This is a genomic window from Streptomyces koelreuteriae, assembly GCF_018604545.1.
Classification (GTDB): Bacteria; Actinomycetota; Actinomycetes; order Streptomycetales; family Streptomycetaceae; genus Streptomyces; species Streptomyces koelreuteriae.
In genome coordinates this window covers 6,537,341-6,563,189 of the sequence record NZ_CP075896.1, presented here as the reverse complement: position 1 = coordinate 6,563,189, position 25,849 = coordinate 6,537,341, and the positions used below count along the sequence as shown (strand labels likewise).

The window sequence follows — 25,849 nt, the reverse complement described above, 5'->3', positions numbered from 1 at the left end:
CTCAGTTCCAGGCGTACCCGTCGCCGAACAGCAGCGTGTGCTCCAGCACGTCCTCCGCCGGGTCGTCGACCTGCCCGGTGCTGACGTTGACCAGACCGAACCGGTGGCCGTTGTGCGAGTTCGTATTGGTCTCGTCGGCATGCGCGGCCCCCGCCGAAAGCGAGCACACCGCCAGTACCGCGACCGCCCCGGCCAGACAACGCGCCACACCCCGCTCGCGCTCGTTCCTCATGCCCCGGTCGTTGCTCATGCCCGGTCCTCGTTTCATAGGTTCGGCGTCAGATCGGACCCTGCGTCCACCCGTTCATCTGCCTGGCCCGTCACGAGGTCACGCCCGATCATCCCGGGAACACACGAGCGCCCTCCCAGCCGTCCTAGGGCGTGGGAGGGCGCTCGGCGATGACCGACGCGGATCAGTTGTGGCTGTGCAGGATCTCGTTCAGACCGCCCCACACCGCGTTGTTCGGCCGGGCCTCGACCGTGCCGGTGACCGAGTTGCGGCGGAAGAGGATGTTGGAGGCGCCGGACAGCTCGCGGGCCTTGACGATCTGCCCGTCGGGCATGGTGACGCGGGTGCCGGCGGTGACGTAGAGGCCGGCCTCGACGACGCACTCGTCGCCGAGGGCGATGCCCACGCCCGCCTCGGCGCCGATCAGGCAGCGCTCGCCGATGGAGATGATGACGTTGCCGCCGCCGGACAGGGTGCCCATGGTGGAGGCGCCGCCGCCGATGTCCGAGCCGTCGCCGATCAGGACGCCCGCGGAGATACGGCCCTCGACCATCGACGTGCCGAGCGTGCCGGCGTTGAAGTTGACGAAGCCCTCGTGCATGACGGTGGTGCCCTCGGCGAGGTGCGCACCGAGACGGACCCGGTCGGCGTCGGCGATGCGGACGCCCTTGGGGGCCACGTAGTCCGTCATACGCGGGAACTTGTCGACGCTCGTCACCTGCAGGTGCAGGCCCTCGGCGCGCGCGTTCAGGCGGACCTTCTCCAGGTCGTCGACGGCGACCGGGCCCAGTGAGGTCCAGGCGACGTTGGCGAGGTGGCCGAAGATGCCGTCGAGGCTCTGGCCGTGCGGCTTCACCAGACGGTGGGAGAGCAGGTGCAGACGCAGGTAGACGTCGTGCGCGTCGACCGGCTTCTCGTCGATCGAGGCGATGACCGTGCGGACCGCGACCACCTCGACGCCCCGGCGGGCGTCGGGGCCGACCGCGGCGGTCGCGCCGTCGCCGAGCAGCTCCGCGGCACGCTCGGCGGACAGCCGCTCGGTGCCGGAGGGGCCGGGCTCGGTGGCCAGCTCGGGGGCGGGGAACCAGGTGTCGAGGACGGTGCCGTCGGCGGCGATCGTGGCGAGGCCGGCGGCCACGGCGCCGGTGGTGCGAGGAGCAGTCGTGTCGGTCATAAGGGCAACCTAACCGGCGGACGGCACTCGATGCGAACCGGTACGGGGCCGTCTCACGTGCCGGGCGGTACGTCTCCATGCTGGTCGGCGCCCTGCGGCGCCCACCGCCACCGGCCCCGAGCCCAGAGCCCCGGAAGCCCCGGAACGACCCCACCACCGGCTACTCACCCGCCCCGCCACAACCTCCCACAACCCGCCCCAGCACCTCCCGCGCATACGCCTCGTCGTACGCCACCCCCGTCAGCAGCACCTGCAGACAGATCCCGTCGACCACCGCCACCAGCGCCCGCGCCGTCACGGGATCCGTACGCCGGGACAGCAACTCGGCGACCCCCTCGGCCCACTCGGCGGCGACGGGCCGCAGGGCGGGCCGGCGCAGGGCGGCCAGATACAGCTCGTACTCCAGCTCGACGCCGGTCCGGTCGCCCGCGAGCCACTCTCCCACCCATGCGGCGAGTTCCGCCGCCAGATCGGTCCGGGGATCCTGGAGTCCGCCGCGCCCGGCGACCACCTTGGCGAACCCCTCGTTGGCCTGCCGCAGCGCGGCGACCAGCAGTTCGTCGAGGGTCTTGAAGTGATACGTCGTGGAGCCGAGCGGCACATCGGCCTCGGCGGCGGCACTGCGGTGGCTCAGCCCCGCGATGCCCTTCGCCCCGACGACCCGGATCGCCGCGTCGATGATCCGCTGCCGCCGCTCGGGGTCGTAGCGCCGGGGCATCAGTGACCGCCTCCCAGGTTCAGCACCACGACCCCGACGATGATCAGCGCGATTCCGGCGGCCTTGGCCGCGGTCACGCCCTCGCCGAGGAACAGGACACCGATGGTGGCGATGGCCGCGGTGCCGACCCCGGCCCAGATCGCGTAGGCCGTGCCCACGGAGACGGTCTTCAGCGTCTGCGCGAGCAGGGCGAAGGAGACGACGTAGCCGACGAGCGTGAGCAGCGAGGGTCCGAGCCTGCTGAAGCCGTCGCTGTACTTCATGGCAGTCGTGGCACCCACTTCGGCGGCTATGGCCGAGGCCAGCAGCAGATAACCCATGTGTACCAGCGTACACATCATCTGTACGACCGTACACATCACAGGACGGAAACCGCTCTCACATAACGCCCCCAGTGATCCCGGACGTCCACTACGGTGTCACCGATCACACACCGGGCCACCACAACTGCGCCGCCGTCAAGGGTGCCCCGATGGAGGAACCAGCGCATGACAGAAGACAAGTCCCGGCCGCCACAGGACCGTCCGTGGGAAAGCGGTTGGGCCCCGGACACCACCCGGGCACCGGGAACGCGAAGGCTCTGGCTGGCGGGCGCCCTCGCCCTGGCCACGGTCACCGCGTGCGTGACGGCGATAGCCGTGATGGACAGTCAGGCCGGCGAACCGGCAGCCGAGTCGGCGGAGCCGACGACCCTCAGCAGTTCTGCCCCGGGCGGCCTGATCTCCTTCGCGACGCCCTCAAAGAACGCCACGCAGACGCCCGGCAAGGACCGCGAACGCCCGTCGCCCACCCCCACGACGAGCGCGTCCACCAGCCCGAGCGCCTCGCCGAAGCCGCGCCCGAAGGCACCGAAGCCCTCCAAGTCCGATCGGACTTCACCGGCCCCGAAGCCCCCGAAGTCCAGCGGGACATCCATACGCTCGGTCAACCACCCCGACCGCTACTGGCGGGTGCGCGACGGCTATGTGCGCCTGGACTCGATCGGCTCCGGCCCCGAGCAGCGTGAGGACGCCACGTTCCGGCGCGTCGCCGGACTCGCCGACTCCTCCTGCTACTCCTTCATCACCGCGGACGGCGGCTATCTCCGCCACCGCAGCTTCGTCCTCGTCAAGAACAGCGACGACGGCTCGGCCCTGTTCCGCCAGGACGCCACCTTCTGCCCCCGCCCCGTGTACCCCTCCGGCGCGGTCATGCTGGAGTCGGTGAACTACCCGGGCCGCTTCCTGCGCCACCGCAACTTCCAGCTCCGCCTCGACCCGTACCAGCACTACGGCGACTTCCGCGCGGACGCGTCGTTCCGGCTGGTGGGCGGGCTGAACTGAGCCACCCTGAAACGAACATGACGAAGGGGCGGCACCGGAAAGGTGCCGCCCCTTCGTCATGTATGGATCCCGGGTGGATCTCAGACGTTGAACCCGAGCGCCCGGAGCTGCTCCCGGCCGTCGTCCGTGATCTTGTCGGGGCCCCACGGGGGCATCCAGACCCAGTTGATGCGCAGTTCGTTCACGATGCCGTCCGTGGCCGACTTCGCCTGGTCCTCGATGACGTCGGTGAGCGGACAGGCCGCCGACGTCAGGGTCATGTCGATCGTCGCGATGTTCGCGTCGTCGATGTGGATGCCGTAGATCAGCCCGAGGTTGACGACGTCGATGCCCAACTCGGGGTCGACGACGTCGTACAGCGCCTCACGGACCTCGTCCTCCGAGGCCGGCTTCATCTCGATGGTCTCGCTCATGCCGTCGTCTTCCTTTCGGCGTCGGGCTCGCCCAGGGCCTGGGCCGTAGCGTCCTTCCAGGCCATCCAGCTCAACAGGGCGCACTTGACCCGGGCCGGGTACTTGGACACCCCGGCGAACGCGACCGCGTCCTCCAGGATGTCCTCCATCGCGTCGTCGGGCTCGAGCTTCCCCTTGGACTGCATCAGCTCCAGGAAGGTCTCCTGGATCTTCCGTCCGTCGGAGAGGTCCTTGCCGACGAGGAGTTCGTTCAGTACGGACGCGCTCGCCTGGCTGATGGAACAGCCCTGGCCCTCGTACGAGACGTCCTTGATCGTGGTGCCCTCGTACTTCACACGGAGCGTGATCTCGTCGCCGCACGTCGGGTTCACGTGGTGCACCTCGGCGTCGCCATCCCTAAGACCACGCCCGTGCGGGTTCTTGTAGTGGTCCAGGATGACTTCCTGGTACATCGAATCCAGCTTCACGGTTTCCGCACGCCTCTCAGCCGAAGAAGTTCCGTACGTGCTCCAGGCCGTCGACCAGTGCGTCGATCTCGGCCGGCGTGGAGTACAGATAGAACGACGCTCGTGTGGTCGCGGGAATTCCGTAGCGCAGGCAGACCGGCCGCGCGCAGTGGTGGCCGACCCGGACCGCGATGCCCTGCTCGTCGAGGACCTGGCCCACGTCGTGCGGGTGGATGTCCCCGAGGGTGAAGGAGATCGCCGCGCCCCGCTCCTCGGCCGTGGTGGGGCCGATGATCCGGAGGTCGGGGACCTCCAGGAGCCGCTTCACCGCGTACTCGGTGAGCGCGTGCTCGTGGGCGAAGATCTTGTCCATGCCGATCGAGTTGAGATAGTCGATCGCCGCGCCGAGTCCGACCGCCTGGGCGATCGGGGGCGTGCCCGCCTCGAACTTGTGGGGCGCCGGGGCGTAGGTCGAGGAGTGCATCGACACCGTCTCGATCATCTCGCCGCCGCCGAGGAACGGGGGCAGGTCCTCCAGGAGTTCCTGCCGTCCCCACAGGACGCCGATGCCGGTCGGGCCGCACATCTTGTGGCCGGTGAAGGCCACGAAGTCGGCCTGCAGGGCCTGTACGTCCAGCGGCATGTGCGGCGCTGCCTGGGAGGCGTCGACGCACACCAGCGCACCGACCTCCTGGGCGCGGCGCACGATGGCCTCGACCGGGTTCTGGGTGCCCAGGATGTTGGAGACCAGCACGAAGGAGACGATCTTCGTCTTCTCGGTGATGACCTGGTCGATGTTGGACAGGTCCAGGCGGCCGTCGTCGGTGAGGCCGAACCACTTCAGCTTCGCGCCCGTGCGCTGCGCGAGCAGCTGCCACGGCACGATGTTGGAGTGGTGCTCCATCTCCGTGATGACGATCTCGGTCTCGGCGTCCACGCGGTAGGGCTCGTCGGCCCAGCCCAGCATGTTCGCCACGAGGTTGAGCGACTCCGAGGCGTTCTTGGTGAAGATCACCTCGTTGCGCGAGGGCGCGTTGATGAACTCCGCGACCTTGTCGCGCGCGCCCTCGTACAGCGCCGTGGCCTCCTCGGCGAGGACGTGCACGCCACGGTGGACGTTGGCGTTGTGCTGCTCGTAGTACTCGTCGAGCACGTCGATGACCTGGCGCGGGGTCTGCGAGGTCGCGGCGTTGTCGAGGTAGACGAGCTTCTTTCCGTCATGGACCTGGCGGTCCAGGATCGGGAAGTCCTTGCGGAGCGCCTCGCCAAGAAGATTGGACTCAGTGAGGAGGCCCGGCAGCTGTGTCACGCGGATGCGCCACCCTTCGTGTATGCCTCGTAGCCCTCGTTCTCCAGCTTGTCGGCGAGCTCGGCGCCGCCGGACTCGACGATGCGGCCGCCGGAGAAGACGTGCACGTGGTCGGGCTTGATGTAGCGGAGGATGCGCGTGTAGTGGGTGATCAGCAGGGTGCCGACCTCGCCCGTCTCACGGACACGGTTGACGCCCTCGGACACCACGCGCAGGGCGTCGACGTCCAGGCCGGAGTCGGTCTCGTCGAGAACCGCGACCTTCGGCTTGAGCAGCTCGAGCTGAAGGATCTCGTGGCGCTTCTTCTCACCGCCGGAGAAGCCCTCGTTGACGTTGCGCTCGGCGAAGGCGGGGTCGATGTTGAGGCGCTGCATGGCCTCCTTGACCTCCTTCACCCAGGTGCGCAGCTTGGGGGCCTCGCCGCGGATGGCGGTGGCGGAGGTGCGCAGGAAGTTGGAGACGGAGACGCCGGGGACCTCGACCGGGTACTGCATGGCGAGGAAGAGGCCGGCGCGGGCCCGCTCGTCGACGGACATCTCCAGGACGTCCTCGCCGTCGAGGGTGACGGTGCCGCCGGTGATCGTGTACTTCGGGTGACCCGCGAGGGAGTAGGCGAGGGTCGACTTGCCGGAGCCGTTCGGGCCCATGATGGCGTGCGTCTCGCCCTGCTTCACGGTGAGGTCGACGCCCTTGAGGATCTCCTTCGTGGCGTTGTCGGCCTCGACGGTGACGTGCAGGTCTCGGATTTCAAGCGTTGCCATGGGTGCCTCAGGACTCCTGGGTGAGGGAGACGAGCACGTCGTCCCCTTCGATCTTTACGGGGTATACGGGGACGGGGCGCGTCGCCGGAAGGGCGTCGGGCTTGCCGGAACGGAGGTCGAAGCGCGAGCCGTGCAGCCAGCACTCGATGTGACAGTCGTCGACCTCGCCCTCCGACAGGGAGACGTTCGCGTGCGAGCAGATGTCGTACACCGCGAACACCTCGCCCTCGGTCTGCACGATGGACATGGGCGTGCCGTCGAGTTCCACCCGCTTGGGGGTGTCGTCCTCCAGCTCGCTCAGTCCACAGACGCGTACGAATGCGAGGCTCATGCCACCGACGCCTCCAGCTCTTCCTCGATCTTGGCGATCAGGCGCTCCTCGATGTCGGGGAGGCCGATCTGCTGGACCAGCTCGGCGAAGAAGCCGCGGACCACGAGACGGCGGGCCTCGTGCTCCGGGATGCCGCGGGCCATGAGGTAGAAGAGCTGCTCGTCGTCGAAGCGGCCGGTCGCCGAGGCGTGGCCGGCGCCGACGATCTCGCCGGTCTCGATCTCGAGGTTGGGTACGGAGTCCACGCGCGCCCCGTCCGTGAGGACCAGGTTGCGGTTCATCTCGTACGTGTCGGTGCCCTCGGCCTTGGCCTCGATGAGCACGTCGCCGATCCACACCGCGTGGGCCTCTTCGCCCTGGAGCGCGCCCTTGTAGACGACGTTCGACTTGCAGTGCGGGACGTTGTGGTCGACCAGGAGGCGGTGCTCCTGGTGCTGGCCCTGGTCGGTGAAGTACAGACCGAACAGCTCGGCCTCGCCGCCGGGGCCGGCGTACGTGACGCGCGGGTGCAGCCGGACGACGTCGCCGCCGAAGGTGACGACGACCGACTTGAAGGAGGCGTCGCGGCCGACGAGCGCGTTGTGCTGGGCGACGTGGACCGTCTTCTCGTCCCAGTCCTGGACGGAGACGACGGTCAGCTTGGCGCCGTCGCCCAGGAGGTAGTCGACGTTGGCGGCGAGCACCGCGTCACCGGTGTGGTCGATGACCACGACGGCCTCGGCGAAGGCGCCCAGCTCGATCACCTGGTGGCCGAAGGCGGTCCCGCCCTCGCCGTGCACCGCGATGCGGATCGGCTCGGTGAGGACCGTCTCCTTGGGGACGCTCACGACCGAGGCCTTCTCGAAGGCGGAGTAGGCCTGGGCGGCGACGCGGTCCACCGGGATGCCCGCCTTGCCGAGCCGCGCGTCGTCGCGGCCGACGGCCTCGACGGTGACGCCCTCGGGGGCCTGGACGTCGACCTTCACGCCGTTGCCGTTCGCCACGGCGGTGCCGTCGTGCAGACCGCGCAGGCGCTCCAGCGGGGTGAACCGCCACTCCTCCTCCCGGCCGTGCGGGACGGGGAAGTCCGCCACGTCGAAGGAGGGGGGCGCGCTCATGCGGGTGGCGACGGTCGACTCGGCCGCCACCGCGATCGAGCCGGTGGTGGTGGCGCCCACCGGGATGTTCTGGGCCTCAGCCATGGCTGTCGTAGTGCTCGCTTTCCGTTACGTAAGGGCTTGATGGACTGCGGTGGGGTTAGCCGACCGCGCCTTCCATCTGCAGCTCGATCAGCCGGTTGAGCTCCAGCGCGTACTCCATGGGGAGCTCCTTGGCGATGGGCTCGACGAAGCCGCGCACGATCATCGCCATGGCCTCGTCCTCGGACAGACCGCGGCTCATCAGGTAGAAGAGCTGGTCCTCGGAGACCTTGGAGACGGTCGCCTCGTGGCCCATGGACACGTCGTCCTCGCGGACGTCCACGTAGGGGTAGGTGTCCGAGCGGGAGATCGTGTCGACGAGCAGCGCGTCACAGAGCACGTTGGACTTCGAGCCCGGGGCGCCCTCGCCGATCTCGATGAGGCCGCGGTAGGAGGTACGGCCACCGCCGCGCGCGACGGACTTCGAGACGATGTTGGACGACGTGTTCGGCGCCATGTGGACCATCTTGGCGCCCGCGTCCTGGTGCTGGCCCTCGCCGGCGAAGGCGATGGACAGGGTCTCGCCCTTGGCGTGCTCGCCCATCAGGTAGACGGCCGGGTACTTCATCGTCACCTTGGAGCCGATGTTGCCGTCGACCCACTCCATGGTCGCGCCCTCGTAGGCCACGGCACGCTTGGTGACCAGGTTGTAGACGTTGTTCGACCAGTTCTGGATGGTCGTGTAGCGGCAGCGGGCGTTCTTCTTGACGATGATCTCGACGACCGCGGAGTGCAGCGAGTCCGACTTGTAGATCGGGGCGGTGCAGCCCTCGACGTAGTGCACGTAGGCACCCTCGTCGACGATGATCAGGGTCCGCTCGAACTGGCCCATGTTCTCCGTGTTGATGCGGAAGTAGGCCTGGAGCGGGATCTCCACGTGGACGCCCGGCGGCACGTAGATGAAGGAGCCGCCCGACCACACGGCGGAGTTCAGCGACGCGAACTTGTTGTCACCGACGGGGATGACGGTCCCGAAGTACTCCTTGAAGAGCTCCGGGTGCTCCTTCAGGGCCGTGTCGGTGTCGAGGAAGATGACGCCCTGCTCCTCCAGGTCCTCGCGGATCTGGTGGTAGACGACCTCGGACTCGTACTGGGCGGCGACACCGGCGACGAGGCGCTGCTTCTCCGCCTCGGGGATGCCGAGCTTGTCGTACGTGGCCTTGATGTCCTCGGGCAGGTCCTCCCAGGACTCCGCCTGCTTCTCCGTGGAGCGCACGAAGTACTTGATGTTGTCGAAGTCGATCCCCGACAGGTCCGAGCCCCAGTTCGGCATGGGCTTCTTCTCGAACAGGCGCAGACCCTTGAGACGGAGCTTGGTCATCCACTCCGGCTCGCTCTTCTTGTCGGAGATGTCGCGGACGACGTCCTCGTTGATGCCGCGCTTGGCAGAGGCGCCGGCCGTGTCGGAGTCGGCCCAGCCGTATTCGTACTTGCCCAGGCCCTCGAGCTCAGGGTGGGCAGTCTCCGTGGGGAGAGTCATGCGGGGTTCCTCCCGGCCGTGCTTGCGGATGCGTTGTCAGTGGTGTGGGAAATCTTGGGGATGAACGTCGTGCAGACGCCGTCGCCGTGCGCGATGGTGGCGAGCCGCTGTACGTGCGTACCGAGCAGCTCGGCGAAAAATTCCGTCTCCGCCTCGCACAACTGGGGGAACTGCTCGGCGACGTGGGCGACCGGGCAGTGGTGCTGGCAGAGCTGCTCACCCTTCTGCGGGTGGGGGGCGCTGCGCGCCGTAGCAGCGTACCCGTCCGCGCTCAGGGCCTTGGCCAGCGCTTCGGTCCGCTTCTCGGGCGGGGCGGCCTCGACCGCCTCGCGGTACGCGCCTCCCTGGGCGGCGATCCTGGCGCGGGCGAAGGCGGCGATGGCCTCGCTGCCTCCCTCGCGGTCGGCGATCCAGCGCAGCGCGTCCGCCGCGAGCTTGTCGTAGGACTGGTCGAAGGCGTCCCGGCCGCAGTCCGTCAGGGCGAACGCCTTGGCGGGGCGGCCGCGGGTGCGCGCGCCGTAGACCCGCTGCTCGCGCGCTTCCACGACACCGTCGCCCGCGAGGGCGTCGAGGTGCCGGCGCACGGCCGCATGGGTGAGGCGCAGCCGCTCCGCGAGCTCGGCGACGGTCGACGGGCCGTGGTCCAGGATGGATCGCGCGACGCGGTTGCGGGTGGACCGCTCACCGGTCGCGAGCTCCTCCTGTGGGGCACCCATGGGAGCCTCCCGAGCCTCGCCGACGTTTTTCACAACGCCATTGTTGCGTAATTCTTCAGGACCGGGCAAGCCACGTCCGGCCCGCTCGACGGTGCCTTGCGTCACTTAGGTAAAGCTAACCTGACCTGCGGAAACGATCTTTGATCGATCAAACCGCTGGCATGCCGGAGCACCTTCGGGGACACTCCCGAACCATGGCCACACCCCCTCCGACCGGCCCTCTTGTCACCCGGGACACACTGCGGACGCAGTTGGGCGAACTGGGCGTACGGCCCGGCGAGACCCTCCTCGTGCACTCCTCGCTCAGCGCCCTCGGCTGGGTCAACGGCGGCGCCGTCACGGTGGTGCTGGGGCTGCTCGACGCACTGGGCCCGGAGGGAACCCTGGTCGTCCCCACCCAGACCGGGGACATCTCCGACCCGGCCCTGTGGCGGGGACCGCCCGTACCGCCGGAATGGTGGGCGGCCATCCGCGCCACCATGCCCGCCTACGACCCCCGGATCACGCCCGCACGCGGGGTCGGAGTCGTCCCGGAGACGGTACGGACCTGGCCCGGCGCGAAGCGCAGCGCCCATCCGCAGACCTCGTTCGCGGCGGTCGGGCCGCGCGCGGCGGAGCTGACCGAGGGACACGCGAGCGACTGCAGGCTCGGCGAGCGAAGCCCGCTCGCGAAGCTGGAGGCGACGGGCGCCCGGGTCCTGCTGCTCGGCGCCGGCTACGCCTCCTGCACCGGCTTCCACCTCGCCGAGTACCGCATACCGTCCCCGCGCGTCGCGGTGGGCCGGCCCGGTCCGAACGGCTGGGAGACCGTCACCGAGGTGTCGATCAGCTCGGACCGCTTCGACGAGTTGGGCTACGACTTCGAACGGGACCGTCCCGTCGTACGCGGGAAGGTGGGGGCGGCCGAGGCACGGCTGTTCCCGGTGGCGGACGCGGTGGCCTACGCCGAACGGTGGCTGGCGGTGCACCGGCCGCGTGAGGAGGAGTTCCCGCACCCCCCGGTCTGAGCCCCCGCGCGCCTACCTAGACTCTGGACCCATGCGAAGTGAGCCCGTGGTCCAGGTCCAGGCCCTGGTGAAGCGGTACGGCCCGAAGACCGCGGTGGACGGGCTCGACCTGGTGGCCCGGGAGGGTGTGACCGCCGTGCTCGGCCCCAACGGGGCGGGCAAGACGACGACGGTCGAGACCTGCGAGGGGTACCGGAAGCCGGACGCCGGCACGGTGCGAGTCCTGGGCCTCGACCCGGTCAGGGAGTCCGGGCGGCTGCGGCCCCGCATCGGCGTGATGCTCCAGTCCGGCGGCGTGTACTCGGGCTCCAGGGCCGACGAGATGCTCCGCCACGTGGCCAAGCTGCACGCTCATCCCCTGGACGTGGACGCGCTCATCGAACGCCTGGGGCTCGGCTCCTGCGGGCGTACGACCTACCGGCGCCTGTCGGGCGGGCAGCAGCAGCGGCTCGCGCTGGCGATGGCCGTGGTCGGGCGCCCCGAGCTGGTGTTCCTGGACGAGCCGACCGCCGGTCTCGACCCGCAGGCCCGCCGCGCCACCTGGGACCTGGTCCGGGACCTGCGCGCCGACGGCGTCTCGGTGATCCTCACCACCCACTACATGGACGAGGCCGAGCAGCTCGCCGACGACGTGGCGATCATCGACGCGGGCCGGGTCATCGCGCAGGGCTCCCCGGAGGAGCTGTGCAAGGGCGGCGCCGAGAACACGCTCCGCTTCACCGGCCGCCCCGGCCTGGACGTGGGCTCCCTGCTCAAGGCCCTGCCCGCCGACTCCTCGGCCGCCGAGCTGACGCCGGGTTCCTACCGGGTCATCGGCAAGATCGACCCGCAGCTCCTCGCCACGGTCACCTCCTGGTGCGCCCAGCACGGCGTGATGCCGGAGAAGATCTCGGTGGAGCGGCATTCCCTGGAGGACGTCTTCCTCGAACTGACGGGTAAGGAGCTGCGTTCGTGACCGCCACCGGCATCTATGCGCCGAAGCCGGGGGCCGCGCCCCTGCCCCGCATGATCGCGGCCCAGGCCGTGCTCGAGACGAAGATGCTGCTGCGCAACGGCGAGCAGCTGCTGCTGACGGTCGTGATCCCGACCCTGCTGCTCGTCCTGTTCAGCACCGTGGACATCGTCGACACGGGCGAGGGGAAGACCGTCGACTTCCTCGCCCCCGGCATTCTCGCGCTCGCGGTGATGTCGACGGCGTTCACCGGCCAGGCGATCGCGACCGGCTTCGAGCGCCGCTACGGCGTGCTGAAGCGGCTCGCCTCCTCGCCCCTGCCGCGCTGGGGCCTGATGACGGCGAAGACACTGTCCGTGCTGGTCACCGAGGTACTCCAGGTGGTCCTGCTGACGGTGATCGCCTTCGCGCTCGGCTGGTCGCCGCAGGGCAACCCGTTCGCCGTCCTGCTGCTCCTCGTCCTCGGTACGGCGGCCTTCTCGGGCCTCGGCCTGCTGATGGCCGGGACGCTGAAGGCCGAGGCGACGCTGGCCGCCGCCAACCTGGTGTTCCTGCTGCTGCTCGTCGGCGGCGGGGTCGTCGTCCCGCTGGACAAGTTCCCCGAGGGCGCGCAGGACGTACTCGGCCTGCTGCCCATCGCGGCGCTGTCCGACGGGCTGCGGGACGTGCTCCAGCACGGTGCCGGGACGCCCTGGGCCGACCTGGGGATCCTCGCGGTCTGGGCGGTGGCCGGGCTGGCCGCCGCCGGACGGTTCTTCCGCTGGGAGTAGGCCATGAGGGACCCTCGTGAAAGCGTGCACAAGCGGCGCCCTACGATGGGTCGCGTGCCAAAAGTGACCCGCGCCGACGCCAAGGCCGCCCTGCGCAACCCGCTCGCCTTCATCGCCGCCCGCTGGACCCCGGAACCCCGGACCGTCCAGCGGGCCGCCATGTCCGCCGTCGTGATGTCGGTGCTCATCGTGGTCACCGGCGGTGCCGTACGGCTGACCGGCTCGGGCCTGGGCTGCCCGACCTGGCCCAAGTGCACCGAGAACTCCCTCACCGCAACCAGCGAGATGGGCGTCCACGGCGTCATCGAGTTCGGCAACCGCATGCTGACGTACGTGCTGTGCGCGGCCGTCGGCTGGGCGATCATCGCCGCGCGCTCCCGGAAGCCGTACCGGCCCGGCCTGGTCCGGCTGGGCTGGGCGCAGTTCTGGATCGTGATGAGCAACGCGGTGCTCGGCGGCATCGTGGTGCTGGTGGGTCTGAACCCGTACACGGTCGCGGCCCACTTCGTGGCGACGTCCGCGCTCATCGCGGTGGCCACGGTGATGTGGCAGCGCACCCGTGAGGGCGACACCCCGCCGCGTCCGCTGGTCGGCAAGGCCGTGCGGCAGCTGGTGTGGTTCCTGACCGCGGCCGCCGTCCTGCTCATCCTGGTCGGCACGGTGGTCACCGGCGCGGGCCCGCACGCGGGCGACTCCAGCGAGGTCGAGCGGATGCCGGTCGACTGGGAGACGGTGAGCAAGCTGCACGCCGTGCTGGCGTGGATCGTGGTGACGCTGACCTTCGCCCTGTGGTTCGTCCTCAAGGCGGTCGACGCACCGAAGGGCCCGCTGAAGCGCACCCGGGAGCTGTTCCTGATCCTGCTCGCGCAGGGCGTCATCGGATACGTCCAGTACTTCACGGACCTCCCCGAGGTCCTGGTCGGCCTGCACATGTTCGGCTCGGCCGTGATGTGGATCTGGGTGCTGCTGGTGATGATGTCGCTGCGGGAGCGCACCGAGGCGCCCGTGGACCTGCCCGGCCCCGCCGCCGAGGCCTCCCTGACGAAGGCCTAGTCGAGCCCGTACACCCTGCGCGCGTTCCCCGACGCCAGCATCCCCGCCACCCGCTGCGCGTCGGTCAGGGACCACGCGTCCTCGGCGACCCAGGTGCCGAGCACCCGGCCGAGCGCCTCGCGGAACAGCCGGGCCGCCACCACGTGCAGTTCGGGCAGCCCCTGGGCGCCGCTGGAGAAGAGGATCTTGCCGAACGGGGCCAGCTCCAGCATCTCCGCGAGGACGGTCGCGGCCCGGGCGCCGGTACGCACCAGGGCGGCGCCGCAGTCGACGTAGACATGCGGGAAGACACCGGCGAGATGGGCGGCGTGCCGGTGGTACGGGTAGCCGTGCAGCAGGACGAGGTCCGTGCCGAGCCCGGCCGTGGCCCGTACGAAGTCCGTCAGCAGCACCGGGTCCGTACGGTCGATGCGCAGGCCCGGCGCCCCGAGCCCCGCGTGCAGCTGGAGCGGCAGCCCCGAGGCGACGGCGCTCCACAGCAGATGCCGCAGCAGCACGGGGTCGCTCAGCTCCCCGCCGACCCCGCGCCCCGCGAGCCAGCGGCCGGCGGCTCCCCGCACCTCTCCCGGTCCGGGCGGCTCGGGCGCGAGCGCGAGGCCGTGCCGGACGCCCGCGACCGAGGTGAACGCGACGGCGTGCGCGGCGGCGGCGTGCACGGACTCGGCGAGGTTCGCGAGAAAGGACTCGACGGTTCCGGAGGTGTCGGCGACCTGCTCGGCGAGCAGTTCCAGGCGCACGATCTCGTGGGCCTCGGCGGCGCCGGCGGAGGCCAGTTCGCGGGGCTCGGTGAGGTCGCCGGGGAGGCCGGTGTCGACGAGGTACGTCGTGATGCCGCTGCCGCGCAGGAGACGGCGGCCGGACTCCAGGACGCCCAGTTCACGGCGGCGGGCCAGGTAGTGGGCCGGGGTGCAGTGGGGTTCCAGGCCGAGCAGGGGCGGGCACCAGCGGCGTACGGCGAAGCCGGTCTGGGTGTCGAAGAGGGTGGTGCCGGGGGCGGGTGGGCCCTCGGTGCGGGAGAGGTGGGCCTCGAAGGTGCCGAGGCCCAGCTCTGTGCGGAGTACTCCGTGGCAGTACTGGTCCACTAGGGACGGCGTTTCGATCATCCGGGCTCCCCGGTGTGGACCCTGTTGTTCCAAGGGTCCTAACGGGTGAAGCGGGGTTCAGGTCGCGGTCCGTCGTGGGAGGTGGCGGATTGTTCGGCGGGTGCGGGTGATCTGTGGTTGTTCGCGCAGTTCCCCGCGCCCCTGAAGACAAGAGGCCAGTTGCTCAACCGTTGGACGGGCCGCCTACCTGGATGCCCGCCATGCGGGTCCACTCGTAGCGGCCCGTCGTCACCTTGGCGGCGAATTCGCCGTCGAAGGACTCGTGGCGGGTGATGCCCGACTTCTCCACCGCCTGCTCGGCGATCTCGTGCGAGGGGGCGACCAGGTCGCCCCAGTTGCCGTCCTCGCCGACGAGGACGATGCGGGCGCCGCGTTCGCCGAGGTAGGCGATCTGGCCCTCGGCGCCGCCGTGGTCCTTGGAGAAGGCGGTGATCTGCTTGGCGAGCCGGGCGACCTTGCGCTCGGCCTTCGGGTCAACCTGCTGCGTGTCTGCCATGGTCAGGATGCTACTCACGAGTAGATCGACTGGCGAGGGGAGGGCCCTGTGACGTACGTCAGCGCAGGAACGGGTCGACCGCGACGGCCACGAACAGGATCGACACGTAGGTGATCGACCAGTGGAAGAGGCGCATCTCCTTGAGCTTGGCGCCCGTCACCTCGGCCTTGGCGCGGTTCTGCAGGCCGTGTGCCTCCCACAGCCAGAAGCCGCCGGCCAGCAGGGCGACCGCCGTGTAGAACCAGCCCGTGTAGCCGAGCGGGGTCAGCAGGAGCGAGACGCCGACCATGACCCAGCTGTAGATCACGATCTGCTTGGCGACCACCTTGTTGGAGGCGACCACCGGCAGCATCGGCACGCCCACGCGCGCGTAGTCCTCTTTCACCTTCATCGACAGCGGCCAGTAGTGCGGCGGCGTCCAGAAGAACATGACGAGGAAGAGGATGATCGGCGCCCACGACATGGAGTTCGTGACCGAGGACCAGCCGATCAGCACGGGCAGACAGCCGGCGATGCCGCCCCAGACGATGTTCTGCGAGGTACGGCGCTTGAGGATCATCGTGTAGACGACGACGTAGAACAGGAGCGCGCCGAGGGAGAGCCAGGCCGAGAGCCAGTTGACCGCGAGGCCGAACAGCAGGGTCGAGACGACGGCCAGGGTGATGCCGAAGGCCAGGCACTCGCGCGGGCTGACCATGCCGGTGACCAGCGGGCGCTGCGAGGTGCGGTCCATCAGCGCGTCGATGTCGCGGTCGATGTACATGTTGAGCGCGTTGGCGCCGCCTGCCGACAGGTAACCGCCGACGCAGGTCAGCAGCACCAGCGTCAGGTCGGGCACACCCTGCTGCGCCAGGAACATCACGGGAACCGTGGTGATCAGCAGCAGCTCGATGATCCGCGGCTTGGTGAGAGCCACGAACGCCATGACACGGGCCCCGAGCGGCCGGTGGGCCGGGCTCTGGTCCGTCCCGGTCATCCCCGCTGGACGGGATTCAACGGCCGTCACGCACACCCCTACAGAGACATCCCAGCGAGCCTCAGCCGTGTGAAGTACCGGTAAAGGCTCGCGCGTACCACGCCACTTTAGACGTTGCCCAGACTCGGACATTCGCGGGGGTCGTCTCGTGTTGAGGGGAGGGTTCCGACGGGCGCGTCCAAGCTCGATTGAGCACCCGGATGAGCGGCTCCGTATTCACTTGCCGAATGCGGTACGGCCCAGTCAGGAGGCGGATCGGGATGAGCCCCGGCACTCTGGAGTGACTCGAAAAAACGCACGTCCCACGGGGGTAGGCTCGACTGCGGCCGGTGGGCGCCCCGATACACCGGCATCCGAAACATGTGGAGAGGAGCCCTGACCCAGGGTGAGCACCAAGCCGACCACCACAGACCTCGAGTGGACCGAGTTGGACCAGCGGTCCGTCGACACCGCGCGTGTCCTGGCCGCCGATGCCGTACAGAAGGTCGGCAACGGCCATCCGGGTACGGCGATGAGCCTGGCGCCTGCCGCCTACACCCTCTTCCAGAAGGTGATGCGGCACGACCCGGCGGACGCCGACTGGGTCGGACGGGACCGCTTCGTGCTGTCCGCCGGCCACTCGTCCCTGACCCTCTACACCCAGCTGTACCTGGCCGGTTTCGGCCTGGAGCTGGACGACCTGAAGTCCTTCCGCACCTGGGGTTCGAAGACCCCCGGTCACCCCGAGTACGGGCACACGACCGGTGTGGAGACCACGACCGGCCCGCTCGGACAGGGTGTCGCGAACGCGGTGGGCATGGCGATGGCCGCCCGCTACGAGCGCGGTCTGTTCGACCCGGAGGCCGCCGAGGGCGAGTCCCCCTTCGACCACTTCGTCTACTGCGTCGCCGGTGACGGCTGTCTGCAGGAGGGCATCTCCGCCGAGGCCTCGTCGATGGCGGGCCACCAGAAGCTGGGCAACCTGGTCCTGCTGTGGGACGACAACCACATCTCGATCGAGGGCGACACCGAGACGGCCGTGTCCGAGGACACGGTGAAGCGGTACGAGGCCTACGGCTGGCACGTGCAGCGCGTGGCCCCGAAGCCGGACGGCGACCTGGACCCGCACGCGCTCTACGACGCGATCGAGGCGGCCAAGGCCGTCACCGACCGGCCGTCGTTCATCGCGATGCGCTCGATCATCGCCTGGCCGGCCCCGAACGCGCAGAACACCGAGGCCGCGCACGGCTCGGCGCTGGGTGACGACGAGGTCGCCGCGACCAAGCGTGTCCTCGGCTTCGACCCGGAGCAGAGCTTCGAGGTCTCCGACGAGGTCATCACGCACACCCGCAAGGCGCTGGAGCGGGGCCAGGCGGCCCGCGCCGTGTGGGAGAAGGCGTACCAGCAGTGGCGGGACAACCACCCCGACCTCGCCGCCGAGTACGACCGCGTCGCCAAGGGCGAGCTGCCCAAGGGCTGGGAGGAGAAGATCCCGGTCTTCGAGGTCGGCAAGGGCGTGGCCACGCGTGCCGCCTCCGGCAAGGTCCTCCAGGCCCTCGGCGGGGTCATCCCGGAGCTGTGGGGCGGCTCGGCCGACCTGGCCGGTTCGAACAACACCACGATCGACAAGACGTCGTCGTTCCTCCCGGCGGACAACCCGCTTCAGGAGGCGAACCCGTACGGCCGCACGATCCACTTCGGTATCCGCGAGCACGCGATGGCCGCCGAGATGAACGGCATCGCGCTGCACGGCAACACCCGGATCTACGGCGGCACGTTCCTCGTCTTCTCCGACTACATGCGCAACGCGGTGCGGCTGTCGGCGCTGATGCACCTGCCGGTGACGTACGTGTGGACGCACGACTCCATCGGTCTGGGCGAGGACGGCCCGACGCACCAGCCGATCGAGCACCTGGCGTCGCTGCGGGCGATCCCGGGCCTGAACCTGGTGCGCCCGGCGGACGCCAACGAGACCGCGATCGCCTGGCGCGAGATCCTCAAGCGCTGGACGAAGGAGTTCGGCAAGGGGCAGCCGCACGGTCTGGCGCTGACGCGTCAGGGTGTGCCGACGTACGCGCCCAACGAGGACGCCGCCAAGGGCGGGTACGTCCTCTTCGAGGCCGACGGCGGCGAGCCCGAGGTCGTCCTCATCGCCACCGGCTCGGAGGTGCACGTCGCCGTCGAGGCGCGCGAGCAGCTCCAGGGCGCCGGCGTGCCCACGCGCGTGGTGTCCATGCCGTCGGTGGAGTGGTTCGAGCAGCAGGACCAGGGGTACCGGGACAGCGTCCTTCCGCCGGCCGTCAAGGCCCGCGTCGCGGTCGAGGCCGGTATCGGACTGACCTGGCACCGTTACGTCGGGGACGCCGGCCGCATCGTTTCCCTGGAGCACTTCGGTGCTTCGGCCGACGGCAAGGTCCTTTTCCGCGAGTTCGGCTTCACTGCCGAGAACGTGGCCGCCGCCGCCCGGGAATCGATCGCCGCAGCTCAGCGCTGACGCTCATATACGACACGTAGGAGATGGAATTTCCATGACAGACGCACTCAAGCGCCTCTCCGAGGAAGGCGTCGCGATCTGGCTGGACGACCTGTCGCGCAAGCGCATCACGTCCGGCAACCTCGCCGAGCTGATCGACCAGCAGCACGTCGTGGGCGTCACCACCAACCCGACGATCTTCCAGAAGGCGATCTCCGAGGGTGACGGCTACGACCAGCAGCTGTCGGACCTCGCCGCCCGCAAGGTCACCGTCGAAGAGGCCATCCGCATGATCACCACGGCGGACGTCCGCGACGCCGCCGACATCCTGCGCCCGGTCTTCGACGCCACCGACGGCCAGGACGGCCGGGTCTCGATCGAGGTCGACCCGCGCCTCGCCCACAACACCAAGGCGACGGTCGCCGAGGCCCGCCAGCTCGCCTGGCTGGTGGACCGCCCCAACACGCTCATCAAGATCCCGGCCACCAAGGCGGGTCTGCCGGCCATCGCCGAGACGATCGGCAACGGCATCAGCGTCAACGTCACGCTGATCTTCTCGCTGGAGCGCTACCGCGAGGTGATGGAGGCCTACCTGTCCGGTCTGGAGAAGGCCAAGGCCAAGGGCCTGGACCTGTCCAAGATCCACTCGGTGGCGTCCTTCTTCGTCTCGCGTGTCGACACCGAGATCGACAAGCGCATCGACGCCCTGGGCACCCCCGAGGCCAAGGCGCTGCGCGGCAAGTCCGCCATCGCCAACGCCCGGCTCGCCTACCAGGCGTACGAGGAGGTCTTCTCGGGCGACCGCTGGAGCGCGCTGGAGCGCGAGGGCGCCAACAAGCAGCGTCCGCTGTGGGCCTCCACCGGCGTCAAGGACAAGGCGTACAAGGACACCCTGTACGTCGACGAGCTGGTCGCGCCGAACACGGTGAACACCATGCCGGAGGCGACCCTGTACGCCACCGAGGAGCACGGCTCGATCACCGGCAACACCCTCGCCGGCACGTACGAGCAGGCCCGTGCCGACCTCGACGCGGTCGAGCAGCTCGGGATCAAGTACGACGACGTGGTCCAGCTGCTCGAGGACGAGGGCGTCGAGAAGTTCGAGGCGTCCTGGAACGATCTGCTGAAGTCGACCGAGGCCGAGCTCAAGCGCCTCGCCCCCTCGGAGGGCTGAACAGGTGTCGAGCAGCAACCCGCTGCGTGACCCCGCGGACCGACGGCTCCCGCGTATCGCGGGGCCGTCGGGCCTGGTCATCTTCGGCGTCACGGGCGACCTGTCACGCAAGAAGCTCATGCCCGCCGTCTACGACCTCGCCAACCGGGGTCTGCTGCCGCCGGGCTTCTCGCTGGTGGGTTTCGCGCGCCGTGAGTGGGCGCACGAGGACTTCGCACAGGAGGTCCACGACGCGGTCAAGGAGCATGCCCGCACGCCCTTCCGCGAGGAGGTCTGGCAGCAGCTCATCCAGGGCATGCGCTTCGTGCAGGGCACGTTCGACGACGACGACGCGTTCGAGCGGCTGCGCTCCACGATCGAGGAGCTGGACAAGGCCCAGGGCACGGGCGGCAACTTCGCCTTCTACCTCTCCGTGCCGCCGAAGTCCTTCCCGGTGGTCATCCAGCAGCTGAAGAAGCACCAGCTGGCCGACCAGCAGGGCGGCTCCTGGCGGCGCGCGGTCATCGAGAAGCCCTTCGGGCACGACCTGAAGTCGGCCGAGGAGCTCAACAAGGTCGTCCACGAGGTGTTCGCCCCGGAGCAGGTCTTCCGGATCGACCACTACCTCGGCAAGGAGACCGTCCAGAACATCCTGGCGCTGCGCTTCGCCAACACGATGTTCGAGCCGATCTGGAACCGGTCCCTCGTGGACCATGTGCAGATCACCATGGCCGAGGACATCGGCATCGGCGGCCGCGCCGGGTATTACGACGGCATCGGCGCCGCCCGTGACGTCATCCAGAACCACCTGCTCCAGCTCCTGGCCCTCACGGCCATGGAGGAGCCGGCCTCCTTCGACGCGGACGCGCTGGCCGCCGAGAAGACCAAGGTGCTCGGCGCCGTGCGGCTGCCGAAGGACATGGGCCGGGACACCGTGCGCGGCCAGTACGCGGCCGGCTGGCAGGGCGGCGAGAAGGTGACCGGCTATCTCGACGAGGACGGCATCAACGCCTCGTCGAAGACCGACACCTACGCCGCGATCAAGCTGGAGATCGACAACCGCCGCTGGGCGGGCGTCCCCTTCTATCTGCGCACCGGCAAGCGGCTCGGCCGCCGGGTGACGGAGATCGCGGTCGTCTTCCAGCGGGCCCCGCACTCCCCCTTCGACACGACGGCCACCGAGGAACTGGGCTCCAACGCGATCGTCATCCGCGTCCAGCCGGACGAGGGTGTGACGGTCCGCTTCGGTTCGAAGGTCCCCGGCACGTCGATGGAGATCCGGGACGTGTCCATGGACTTCGCCTACGGCGAGTCCTTCACGGAGTCCAGCCCGGAGGCGTACGAGCGTCTCATCCTGGACGTTCTCCTCGGTGACTCGAACCTCTTCCCGCGCACCGAGGAGGTCGAGCTGTCCTGGAAGATCCTCGACCCGATCGAGGAGTACTGGGACAAGAACGGCAAGCCCGCGCAGTACCCGGCCGGTACCTGGGGGCCCGTCGAGGCGGACGAAATGCTCGAGCGACACGGACGGAGCTGGCGCCGGCCATGAAGACAGACCTGACGGACACCACCGCCAGCAAGATCAACAAGGCGCTGGTGCAGGGGCGCCGGGCGATCGGCACCCCGGCGGTCGGCATGGTGCTCACGCTGGTCATCGTGACGGACGAGGAGAACGCCTACGACGCCCTGAAGGCGGCGAACGACGCCTCGCACGAGCATCCCTCGCGCACGCTCGTCGTCATCAAGCGCGTCTCCCGCTCGCCCCGCGACCGTACGCAGTCCCGCCTGGACGCGGAGGTCCGCCTCGGCGCGGACGCCGGTTCGGGCGAGACGGTGGTGCTCCGCCTGTACGGCGAGGTCGCCGAGCACGCCCAGTCGGTGGTGCTGCCGCTGCTGCTGCCGGACGCCCCGGTGGTGGTGTGGTGGCCGGTGAACGCGCCGCTCGACCCGGCGAAGGACCCCCTCGGGGCCCTCGGCCAGCGCCGTGTCACCGACACCTACGCCTCCGAGCAGCCGGTACGGGACCTGGCGACCCGGTCGGGGACCTACACCCCCGGCGACACGGACCTGTCCTGGACCCGCATCACGCCCTGGCGCTCCATGCTGGCGGCGGCCCTCGACCAGGTCACCTGCGAGGTCAGGGCCGTCGAGGTGGAGGGCGAGGAGTTCAACCCGAGCTGCGAGCTGCTGGCGATGTGGCTCGCGGACCGGCTGGACGTGCCCGTGAAGCGCTCGCTGTCCGGCGGACCCGGTCTGACGGCGGTCCGTATGGACACCAACTGCGGTCCGATCAAGCTGGACCGTGCGGACGGCTCCCTCGCCACGCTCTCCATCGACGGCCAGCCGGACCGCGGAGTGGCGCTCAAGCGCCGGGACACGGCCGAGCTGATAGCGGAGGAGCTGCGGCGGCTGGACCCGGACGACACCTACGCGTCGGCCCTGCGGTACGGGGTGGACCGGCTGAAGTCCTCCTGGTCGGCTCCGGCCCCTCGGGTCTCCGGGGAGCCGGTGGCCAAAGGAGAGAGCGGAGAGCCCAAAAGTGACGGGCGAGGCCGCCTCGCCCTCCCCGCTCCCGTCGAAAGGGCTGCGAAAGCACCCGCTGCGGAAGCGACGGCGCAGGAACCGCTGAAGCAGGAAGCTCCCGCGCTGGAACCGGTACGGAAGGCGACGACGAAGTGAGGGCTACGACGAAGTGAGTACGGCACCGCAGCTGGTCGTGCACCGCGACAAGGAGCTGATGGCGCAGGCCGCGGCGGCCCGGCTGATCACGAAGATCGTGGACGCCCAGGCCTCCCGGGGCTCGGCGTCCGTGGTCCTCACGGGCGGCCGCAACGGCAACGGCCTGCTGGCCGCCCTGGCCGCGGCGCCCGCCCGGGACGCCGTCGACTGGAGCCGGCTCGACCTCTGGTGGGGCGACGAGCGGTTCCTGCCCGAGGGCGACCCGGAGCGCAACATCACGCAGGCGAGGGAGGCGCTGCTGGACACGGTGCCGCTCGATCCGAAGCGGGTGCACGCGATGCCCGCGTCGGACGGCCCCGACGGCGCCGACGTGGACGCGGCGGCGGCCGCGTACGCGGAGGAACTTGCCCGAGCGGCCGGCCCGGAGAACCACGGCCCCGTGCCGACGTTCGACGTCCTGATGCTGGGCGTCGGTCCGGACACGCATGTCGCGTCCCTGTTCCCGGAGCTTCCCGCGGTCCGGGAGACGGACCGTACGGTCGTCGGCGTCCACGGCGCGCCCAAGCCGCCTCCGACCCGGGTGACGCTGACGTTGCCTGCGATCCGGGCGGCTCGTGAGGTGTGGCTCCTGGCGGCGGGCGAGGACAAGGCCCAGGCCGCGGCGATCGCGCTCTCGGGCGCGGGCGAGATCCAGGCCCCGGCGGCGGGGGCGTACGGCCGCAGCCGGACGCTGTGGCTGCTGGACGGGGCGGCGGCCTCCCAGCTCCCGCGCTCGCTGTATCCGCCGGCGTCGGCATAGGCATACCAGGGGGCTCCGCCCCCTGGATCCTCCGGGCCTTGGCCCACCCATCAAGGACAGTTTCGGGTGGTGGGTGGGCACAGGCGGGGGTCCAGGGGGCGGAGCCCCCTGGTACGCGAACAGGCAGCGGCTACTTGACCGACCCCGCCATCACGCCCTGCACAAAGTGCTTCTGGAACGCGAAGAACACGACCACAGGCACGACCAGGGACACGAACGCCCCCGGCGCCAGCACATCGATGTTGCTGCCGAACTGCCGGATCTGCGACTGGAGTTCCACCGTCAACGGCTGCGACGCACTGTCCGCGAACAGCAACGCCACCAGCATGTCGTTCCACACCCACAGGAACTGGAAGATGGCCAGGGAGGCGATCGCCGGCCGCCCCACGGGCAGCACGAGCCGCGTGAAGATACGCCACTCACTGCCCCCGTCCATGCGCGCGGCCTCCAGCATCTCCTTCGGTATCTCGGAGAAGTAGTTCCGCAGCAGGAACACCGCGAACGGCAGCCCGTAGGCGACATGGAAGAGCACGACACCCGGGATCGTCCCGAACAGCCCCAGCTGCCCGAAGAGTTTCGCGACCGGCAGCAGCCCGATCTGCACGGGCACCACCAGCAACGCGACCACGACCAGAAAGATCGTCTCCCGCCCGGGGAAGTCCAGCCACGCGAAGGCGTACCCCGCGAGCGCGGCGATGACGACGACCAGAACCGTGGTCGGCACCGAGATCAGCACCGTGTTCCAGAACGCCGTCGTGATCCCGGCGTTCCCCAGCAGCTCCGAGTAGTTGTCGAAGGACAGCTGCCCCGGGCTGGTGAACACCGTCCACCAGCCGCCCTTCGCGGTCTCCTCGGCGGACCGCATCGAGGACAGGAACAGCCCGGCCAGCGGCGTCATCCACACCAGGCCCACGATCACGAGGAAGGCCTGGACGACTCCGTTGCCCAACCCGCGCCGAACCGCGTTCATCGCTGACTCCTTCGGAAGCGGCGGACGTTGAACACCATGGCCGGGACCACCAGGAGCAGGAGCAGCACTCCGAGTGCGCTGCCGAGTCCCTGGTTGTTGCCGCCGCCGAACGACACCAGCCACATCTGCGTCGCGAGGACGGTCGCGTCTTCCTGTACCGGCCCGGGCGCGATGATGTAGACGAGGTCGAAGACCTTCATCACGTTGATGACCAGGGTGATGAAGACGACGGTCAGGACGGGTGCCAGCAGCGGCACGGTGATCCGCCGGAAGATCTGCCATTCGTTGGCGCCGTCCATCCGCGCCGCCTCCAGCGTGTCGCGCGGCAGCGTCGCCAGTCCGGCGCCGATGAGCACCATGGAGAAGCCGGTCCAGATCCACAGGTACGCGCCGATGATCGCCGGTGTGACCAGGGCCGGTCCGAGCCAGGAGACGCCCTCGTAGGGCGGGGCGAAGTTGGACGAGGGCAACTGCACCGCGTAGGAGCCGGGTTCGAGGCCCTGGAAGCGGAAGGAGCCGTCGGAGGCGGTGGTCGCCGTGGCGACCGTCTTGCCGTCGCGCACCGCCTCGACCTTCATCTCGGGCAGTCCGCTCTCGCTCCGGTCGACCTTGCCCTGCTCCCCTCCCCCGCCGGGCGTGAAGTCCAGGTAGACCACGCCGCGCACTTCGTCGGCGGCGGCCTTCTGTCCCGCCGCCGCGTACGCCGGCTTCGTCCCGCCCGGCAGGTCGTCGGGCAGTACGCCGACCAGCGGGAGCGTCACCGCGTTGCCCGGTGACACGCTCTGGCTCGTGCGGTACGACCCGTCCTTCTCCTTGGTCAGACCCTGCCCGTCACGTCCCCGGGCCGTCGGGTAGGACGAGGAGCCCTCGAACGCGTCGTGGACGGAGACGACCGCCGCGTTGAGGACGCCCTTGTCGGGGTCCTCGTCGTAGGCGAGGCGGAAGATGATGCCGGCGGCGAGGAAGGAGACCGCCATCGGCATGAAGAGGAGCAGTTTGAAGGCGGTGGCCCAGCGGACCTTCTCCACCAGGACGGCCAGGATCAGCCCGAGGCCGGTCAGCAGGGCCGGTGCGACGACGACCCAGATGGCCGTGTTGCGGACGGCGTTGAGGGTCGCCGGGTCGCTGAACATCTCGGCGTAGTTGTCGCCGCCGACGAACGTCGTCCCGGAGGCGTCGAAGAAGCTGCGGCCGATGCTGAACAGCACGGGGTAGACGACGAGCGCGCCGAGCAGCAGCAGCGCGGGCAGCACGAACAGCAGGGCGATGACCTTGCCGCGCCGGCGCAGTCGCCGCGTCCGGTCGGCGATCGTGCCGGGCGGCGGTGGACTCGTCTCTTTCACGAGGGTCGCTGTCATGGCG

Annotated in this window: 27 protein-coding genes; 10 read left to right on the top strand and 17 right to left on the bottom strand. The window is 69.7% G+C overall.

The window, feature by feature from the left end; all coding sequences use genetic code 11:
* Nucleotide 1 precedes the first annotated feature (1 nt).
* From KJK29_RS29555 to KJK29_RS29540, 4 genes are all read right to left on the bottom strand, one after another.
* Nucleotides 2-232 carry a hypothetical protein gene (locus tag KJK29_RS29555; RefSeq protein ID WP_215124506.1) on the bottom strand — a complete coding sequence of 77 codons (231 nt, stop codon included), beginning with the start codon at nucleotides 230-232 and terminating at the stop codon, nucleotides 2-4.
* Between the two features lie 181 nt (nucleotides 233-413).
* Entirely contained in the window at nucleotides 414-1,403 is a 990-nt protein-coding gene (dapD, locus tag KJK29_RS29550) for a 2,3,4,5-tetrahydropyridine-2,6-dicarboxylate N-succinyltransferase (protein ID WP_215122223.1), read from the bottom strand.
* 160 nt (nucleotides 1,404-1,563) lie between these two features.
* The gene (locus KJK29_RS29545; protein WP_215122222.1) at nucleotides 1,564-2,121 is read right to left on the bottom strand and encodes a TetR/AcrR family transcriptional regulator; all 558 of its coding nucleotides are present in this window, start codon (nucleotides 2,119-2,121) and stop codon (nucleotides 1,564-1,566) included.
* A complete protein-coding gene (locus tag KJK29_RS29540) occupies nucleotides 2,121-2,441 on the bottom strand; it encodes a DMT family transporter (RefSeq protein WP_215122221.1) in 321 nt (106 codons plus the stop codon). Before KJK29_RS29540 ends, KJK29_RS29545 begins: the two co-directional genes overlap by 1 nt.
* A 168-nt stretch (nucleotides 2,442-2,609) precedes the next feature.
* Between KJK29_RS29540 and KJK29_RS29535 the strand changes: the two genes are divergently transcribed.
* The gene (locus KJK29_RS29535; RefSeq protein WP_215122220.1) at nucleotides 2,610-3,443 is read left to right on the top strand and encodes an AbfB domain-containing protein; all 834 of its coding nucleotides are present in this window, start codon (nucleotides 2,610-2,612) and stop codon (nucleotides 3,441-3,443) included.
* Between the two features lie 80 nt (nucleotides 3,444-3,523).
* On the opposite strand, the gene KJK29_RS29530 is transcribed toward KJK29_RS29535, so the two are convergent.
* From KJK29_RS29530 to KJK29_RS29495, 8 genes are read right to left on the bottom strand one after another with little or no spacing between them, the layout of a single operon-like run.
* Nucleotides 3,524-3,856 (bottom strand): metal-sulfur cluster assembly factor, encoded by a 333-nt coding sequence (locus KJK29_RS29530; RefSeq protein WP_184596910.1) that lies wholly within the window; start codon nucleotides 3,854-3,856, stop codon nucleotides 3,524-3,526.
* Nucleotides 3,853-4,323, bottom strand: a complete 471-nt coding sequence (gene sufU / locus KJK29_RS29525) for a Fe-S cluster assembly sulfur transfer protein SufU (protein WP_215122219.1) — start codon at nucleotides 4,321-4,323, stop codon at nucleotides 3,853-3,855. The genes KJK29_RS29530 and sufU overlap by 4 nt, the downstream gene beginning before the upstream one ends.
* A gap of 16 nt (nucleotides 4,324-4,339) precedes the next feature.
* Nucleotides 4,340-5,611 carry a cysteine desulfurase gene (locus KJK29_RS29520; protein WP_215122218.1) on the bottom strand — a complete coding sequence of 424 codons (1,272 nt, stop codon included), beginning with the start codon at nucleotides 5,609-5,611 and terminating at the stop codon, nucleotides 4,340-4,342.
* On the bottom strand, nucleotides 5,608-6,372 hold the full coding sequence (gene sufC, locus KJK29_RS29515) for a Fe-S cluster assembly ATPase SufC (RefSeq protein ID WP_215122217.1): 765 nt from the start codon (nucleotides 6,370-6,372) through the stop codon (nucleotides 5,608-5,610). The genes KJK29_RS29520 and sufC overlap by 4 nt, the downstream gene beginning before the upstream one ends.
* A gap of 7 nt (nucleotides 6,373-6,379) precedes the next feature.
* A complete protein-coding gene (locus KJK29_RS29510) occupies nucleotides 6,380-6,703 on the bottom strand; it encodes a non-heme iron oxygenase ferredoxin subunit (RefSeq protein ID WP_189731059.1) in 324 nt (107 codons plus the stop codon).
* Entirely contained in the window at nucleotides 6,700-7,884 is a 1,185-nt protein-coding gene (gene sufD, locus KJK29_RS29505; protein WP_215122216.1) for a Fe-S cluster assembly protein SufD, read from the bottom strand. Before sufD ends, KJK29_RS29510 begins: the two co-directional genes overlap by 4 nt.
* A gap of 55 nt (nucleotides 7,885-7,939) precedes the next feature.
* Nucleotides 7,940-9,361: a Fe-S cluster assembly protein SufB gene (sufB, locus tag KJK29_RS29500; protein ID WP_053670664.1), complete on the bottom strand. Its 1,422-nt coding sequence runs from the start codon at nucleotides 9,359-9,361 to the stop codon at nucleotides 7,940-7,942.
* Nucleotides 9,358-10,110, bottom strand: a complete 753-nt coding sequence (locus KJK29_RS29495; protein ID WP_215122215.1) for a helix-turn-helix transcriptional regulator — start codon at nucleotides 10,108-10,110, stop codon at nucleotides 9,358-9,360. Before KJK29_RS29495 ends, sufB begins: the two co-directional genes overlap by 4 nt.
* Nucleotides 10,111-10,271: 161 nt before the next feature.
* Here KJK29_RS29495 and KJK29_RS29490 point away from each other — a divergent pair, with 161 nt between their 5' ends.
* From KJK29_RS29490 to KJK29_RS29475, 4 genes are read left to right on the top strand one after another with little or no spacing between them, the layout of a single operon-like run.
* Nucleotides 10,272-11,084: an aminoglycoside N(3)-acetyltransferase gene (locus KJK29_RS29490; RefSeq protein WP_215122214.1), complete on the top strand. Its 813-nt coding sequence runs from the start codon at nucleotides 10,272-10,274 to the stop codon at nucleotides 11,082-11,084.
* Nucleotides 11,085-11,115: 31 nt separating this feature from the next.
* Nucleotides 11,116-12,039: an ABC transporter ATP-binding protein gene (locus tag KJK29_RS29485; protein ID WP_215122213.1), complete on the top strand. Its 924-nt coding sequence runs from the start codon at nucleotides 11,116-11,118 to the stop codon at nucleotides 12,037-12,039.
* Nucleotides 12,036-12,806 (top strand): ABC transporter permease, encoded by a 771-nt coding sequence (locus tag KJK29_RS29480; RefSeq protein WP_215122212.1) that lies wholly within the window; start codon nucleotides 12,036-12,038, stop codon nucleotides 12,804-12,806. Before KJK29_RS29485 ends, KJK29_RS29480 begins: the two co-directional genes overlap by 4 nt.
* A gap of 3 nt (nucleotides 12,807-12,809) precedes the next feature.
* A complete protein-coding gene (locus tag KJK29_RS29475) occupies nucleotides 12,810-13,859 on the top strand; it encodes a COX15/CtaA family protein (RefSeq protein ID WP_215122211.1) in 1,050 nt (349 codons plus the stop codon).
* Here KJK29_RS29475 and KJK29_RS29470 read toward each other — a convergent pair.
* The 3 genes from KJK29_RS29470 to KJK29_RS29460 all read right to left on the bottom strand — a co-directional run bounded on the left by KJK29_RS29470 (nucleotide 13,856) and on the right by KJK29_RS29460 (nucleotide 16,434).
* Nucleotides 13,856-14,962 (bottom strand): amidohydrolase family protein, encoded by a 1,107-nt coding sequence (locus tag KJK29_RS29470; RefSeq protein ID WP_215122210.1) that lies wholly within the window; start codon nucleotides 14,960-14,962, stop codon nucleotides 13,856-13,858. The genes KJK29_RS29475 and KJK29_RS29470 overlap by 4 nt on opposite strands.
* A 163-nt stretch (nucleotides 14,963-15,125) precedes the next feature.
* On the bottom strand, nucleotides 15,126-15,458 hold the full coding sequence (locus KJK29_RS29465) for a hypothetical protein (protein WP_215122209.1): 333 nt from the start codon (nucleotides 15,456-15,458) through the stop codon (nucleotides 15,126-15,128).
* Nucleotides 15,459-15,516: 58 nt separating this feature from the next.
* Nucleotides 15,517-16,434 carry a heme o synthase gene (locus KJK29_RS29460; RefSeq protein WP_215122208.1) on the bottom strand — a complete coding sequence of 306 codons (918 nt, stop codon included), beginning with the start codon at nucleotides 16,432-16,434 and terminating at the stop codon, nucleotides 15,517-15,519.
* A 385-nt stretch (nucleotides 16,435-16,819) separates the two neighbouring features.
* On the opposite strand from KJK29_RS29460, the gene tkt reads away from it, so the two are divergent.
* From tkt to pgl, 5 genes are read left to right on the top strand one after another with little or no spacing between them, the layout of a single operon-like run.
* Nucleotides 16,820-18,907, top strand: coding sequence for a transketolase (tkt, locus tag KJK29_RS29455; RefSeq protein WP_215122207.1), 2,088 nt, complete (start codon nucleotides 16,820-16,822; stop codon nucleotides 18,905-18,907).
* Between the two features lie 34 nt (nucleotides 18,908-18,941).
* Complete coding sequence (gene tal / locus KJK29_RS29450) at nucleotides 18,942-20,060, top strand: transaldolase (protein ID WP_215122206.1); 1,119 nt, start codon at nucleotides 18,942-18,944, stop codon at nucleotides 20,058-20,060.
* Nucleotides 20,061-20,064: 4 nt separating this feature from the next.
* A complete protein-coding gene (gene zwf / locus KJK29_RS29445) occupies nucleotides 20,065-21,588 on the top strand; it encodes a glucose-6-phosphate dehydrogenase (RefSeq protein ID WP_215122205.1) in 1,524 nt (507 codons plus the stop codon).
* Nucleotides 21,585-22,718 (top strand): glucose-6-phosphate dehydrogenase assembly protein OpcA, encoded by a 1,134-nt coding sequence (gene opcA / locus KJK29_RS29440; protein WP_215122204.1) that lies wholly within the window; start codon nucleotides 21,585-21,587, stop codon nucleotides 22,716-22,718. Before zwf ends, opcA begins: the two co-directional genes overlap by 4 nt.
* Nucleotides 22,719-22,731: 13 nt before the next feature.
* A complete protein-coding gene (pgl, locus tag KJK29_RS29435; protein WP_215122203.1) occupies nucleotides 22,732-23,517 on the top strand; it encodes a 6-phosphogluconolactonase in 786 nt (261 codons plus the stop codon).
* A 130-nt stretch (nucleotides 23,518-23,647) separates the two neighbouring features.
* Here pgl and KJK29_RS29430 read toward each other — a convergent pair whose 3' ends face one another.
* Nucleotides 23,648-24,487, bottom strand: coding sequence for a carbohydrate ABC transporter permease (locus tag KJK29_RS29430; RefSeq protein WP_215122202.1), 840 nt, complete (start codon nucleotides 24,485-24,487; stop codon nucleotides 23,648-23,650).
* On the bottom strand, nucleotides 24,484-25,845 hold the full coding sequence (locus tag KJK29_RS29425; RefSeq protein ID WP_215122201.1) for an ABC transporter permease subunit: 1,362 nt from the start codon (nucleotides 25,843-25,845) through the stop codon (nucleotides 24,484-24,486). The genes KJK29_RS29430 and KJK29_RS29425 overlap by 4 nt, the downstream gene beginning before the upstream one ends.
* Nucleotides 25,846-25,849 lie beyond the last annotated feature (4 nt).

Bases quoted from the DNA above. Each gene is read 5' to 3' on its own strand.
- sufC (WP_215122217.1), bottom strand. From the start codon at position 6,372: ATGGCAACGCTTGAAATCCGAGACCTGCACGTCACCGTCGAGGCCGAC.
- KJK29_RS29470 (WP_215122210.1), bottom strand. From the start codon at position 14,962: ATGATCGAAACGCCGTCCCTAGTGGACCAGTACTGCCACGGAGTACTC.
- sufB (WP_053670664.1), bottom strand. From the start codon at position 9,361: ATGACTCTCCCCACGGAGACTGCCCACCCTGAGCTCGAGGGCCTGGGC.
- KJK29_RS29490 (WP_215122214.1), top strand. From the start codon at position 10,272: ATGGCCACACCCCCTCCGACCGGCCCTCTTGTCACCCGGGACACACTG.
- KJK29_RS29485 (WP_215122213.1), top strand. From the start codon at position 11,116: ATGCGAAGTGAGCCCGTGGTCCAGGTCCAGGCCCTGGTGAAGCGGTAC.
- KJK29_RS29475 (WP_215122211.1), top strand. From the start codon at position 12,810: ATGAGGGACCCTCGTGAAAGCGTGCACAAGCGGCGCCCTACGATGGGT.
- opcA (WP_215122204.1), top strand. From the start codon at position 21,585: ATGAAGACAGACCTGACGGACACCACCGCCAGCAAGATCAACAAGGCG.
- KJK29_RS29510 (WP_189731059.1), bottom strand. From the start codon at position 6,703: ATGAGCCTCGCATTCGTACGCGTCTGTGGACTGAGCGAGCTGGAGGAC.
- KJK29_RS29460 (WP_215122208.1), bottom strand. From the start codon at position 16,434: ATGACCGGGACGGACCAGAGCCCGGCCCACCGGCCGCTCGGGGCCCGT.
- KJK29_RS29540 (WP_215122221.1), bottom strand. From the start codon at position 2,441: ATGGGTTATCTGCTGCTGGCCTCGGCCATAGCCGCCGAAGTGGGTGCC.
- KJK29_RS29465 (WP_215122209.1), bottom strand. From the start codon at position 15,458: ATGGCAGACACGCAGCAGGTTGACCCGAAGGCCGAGCGCAAGGTCGCC.
- KJK29_RS29535 (WP_215122220.1), top strand. From the start codon at position 2,610: ATGACAGAAGACAAGTCCCGGCCGCCACAGGACCGTCCGTGGGAAAGC.
- KJK29_RS29530 (WP_184596910.1), bottom strand. From the start codon at position 3,856: ATGAGCGAGACCATCGAGATGAAGCCGGCCTCGGAGGACGAGGTCCGT.
- tal (WP_215122206.1), top strand. From the start codon at position 18,942: ATGACAGACGCACTCAAGCGCCTCTCCGAGGAAGGCGTCGCGATCTGG.
- KJK29_RS29430 (WP_215122202.1), bottom strand. From the start codon at position 24,487: ATGAACGCGGTTCGGCGCGGGTTGGGCAACGGAGTCGTCCAGGCCTTC.
- sufD (WP_215122216.1), bottom strand. From the start codon at position 7,884: ATGGCTGAGGCCCAGAACATCCCGGTGGGCGCCACCACCACCGGCTCG.
- dapD (WP_215122223.1), bottom strand. From the start codon at position 1,403: ATGACCGACACGACTGCTCCTCGCACCACCGGCGCCGTGGCCGCCGGC.
- KJK29_RS29545 (WP_215122222.1), bottom strand. From the start codon at position 2,121: ATGCCCCGGCGCTACGACCCCGAGCGGCGGCAGCGGATCATCGACGCG.
- KJK29_RS29555 (WP_215124506.1), bottom strand. From the start codon at position 232: ATGAGGAACGAGCGCGAGCGGGGTGTGGCGCGTTGTCTGGCCGGGGCG.
- KJK29_RS29425 (WP_215122201.1), bottom strand. From the start codon at position 25,845: ATGACAGCGACCCTCGTGAAAGAGACGAGTCCACCGCCGCCCGGCACG.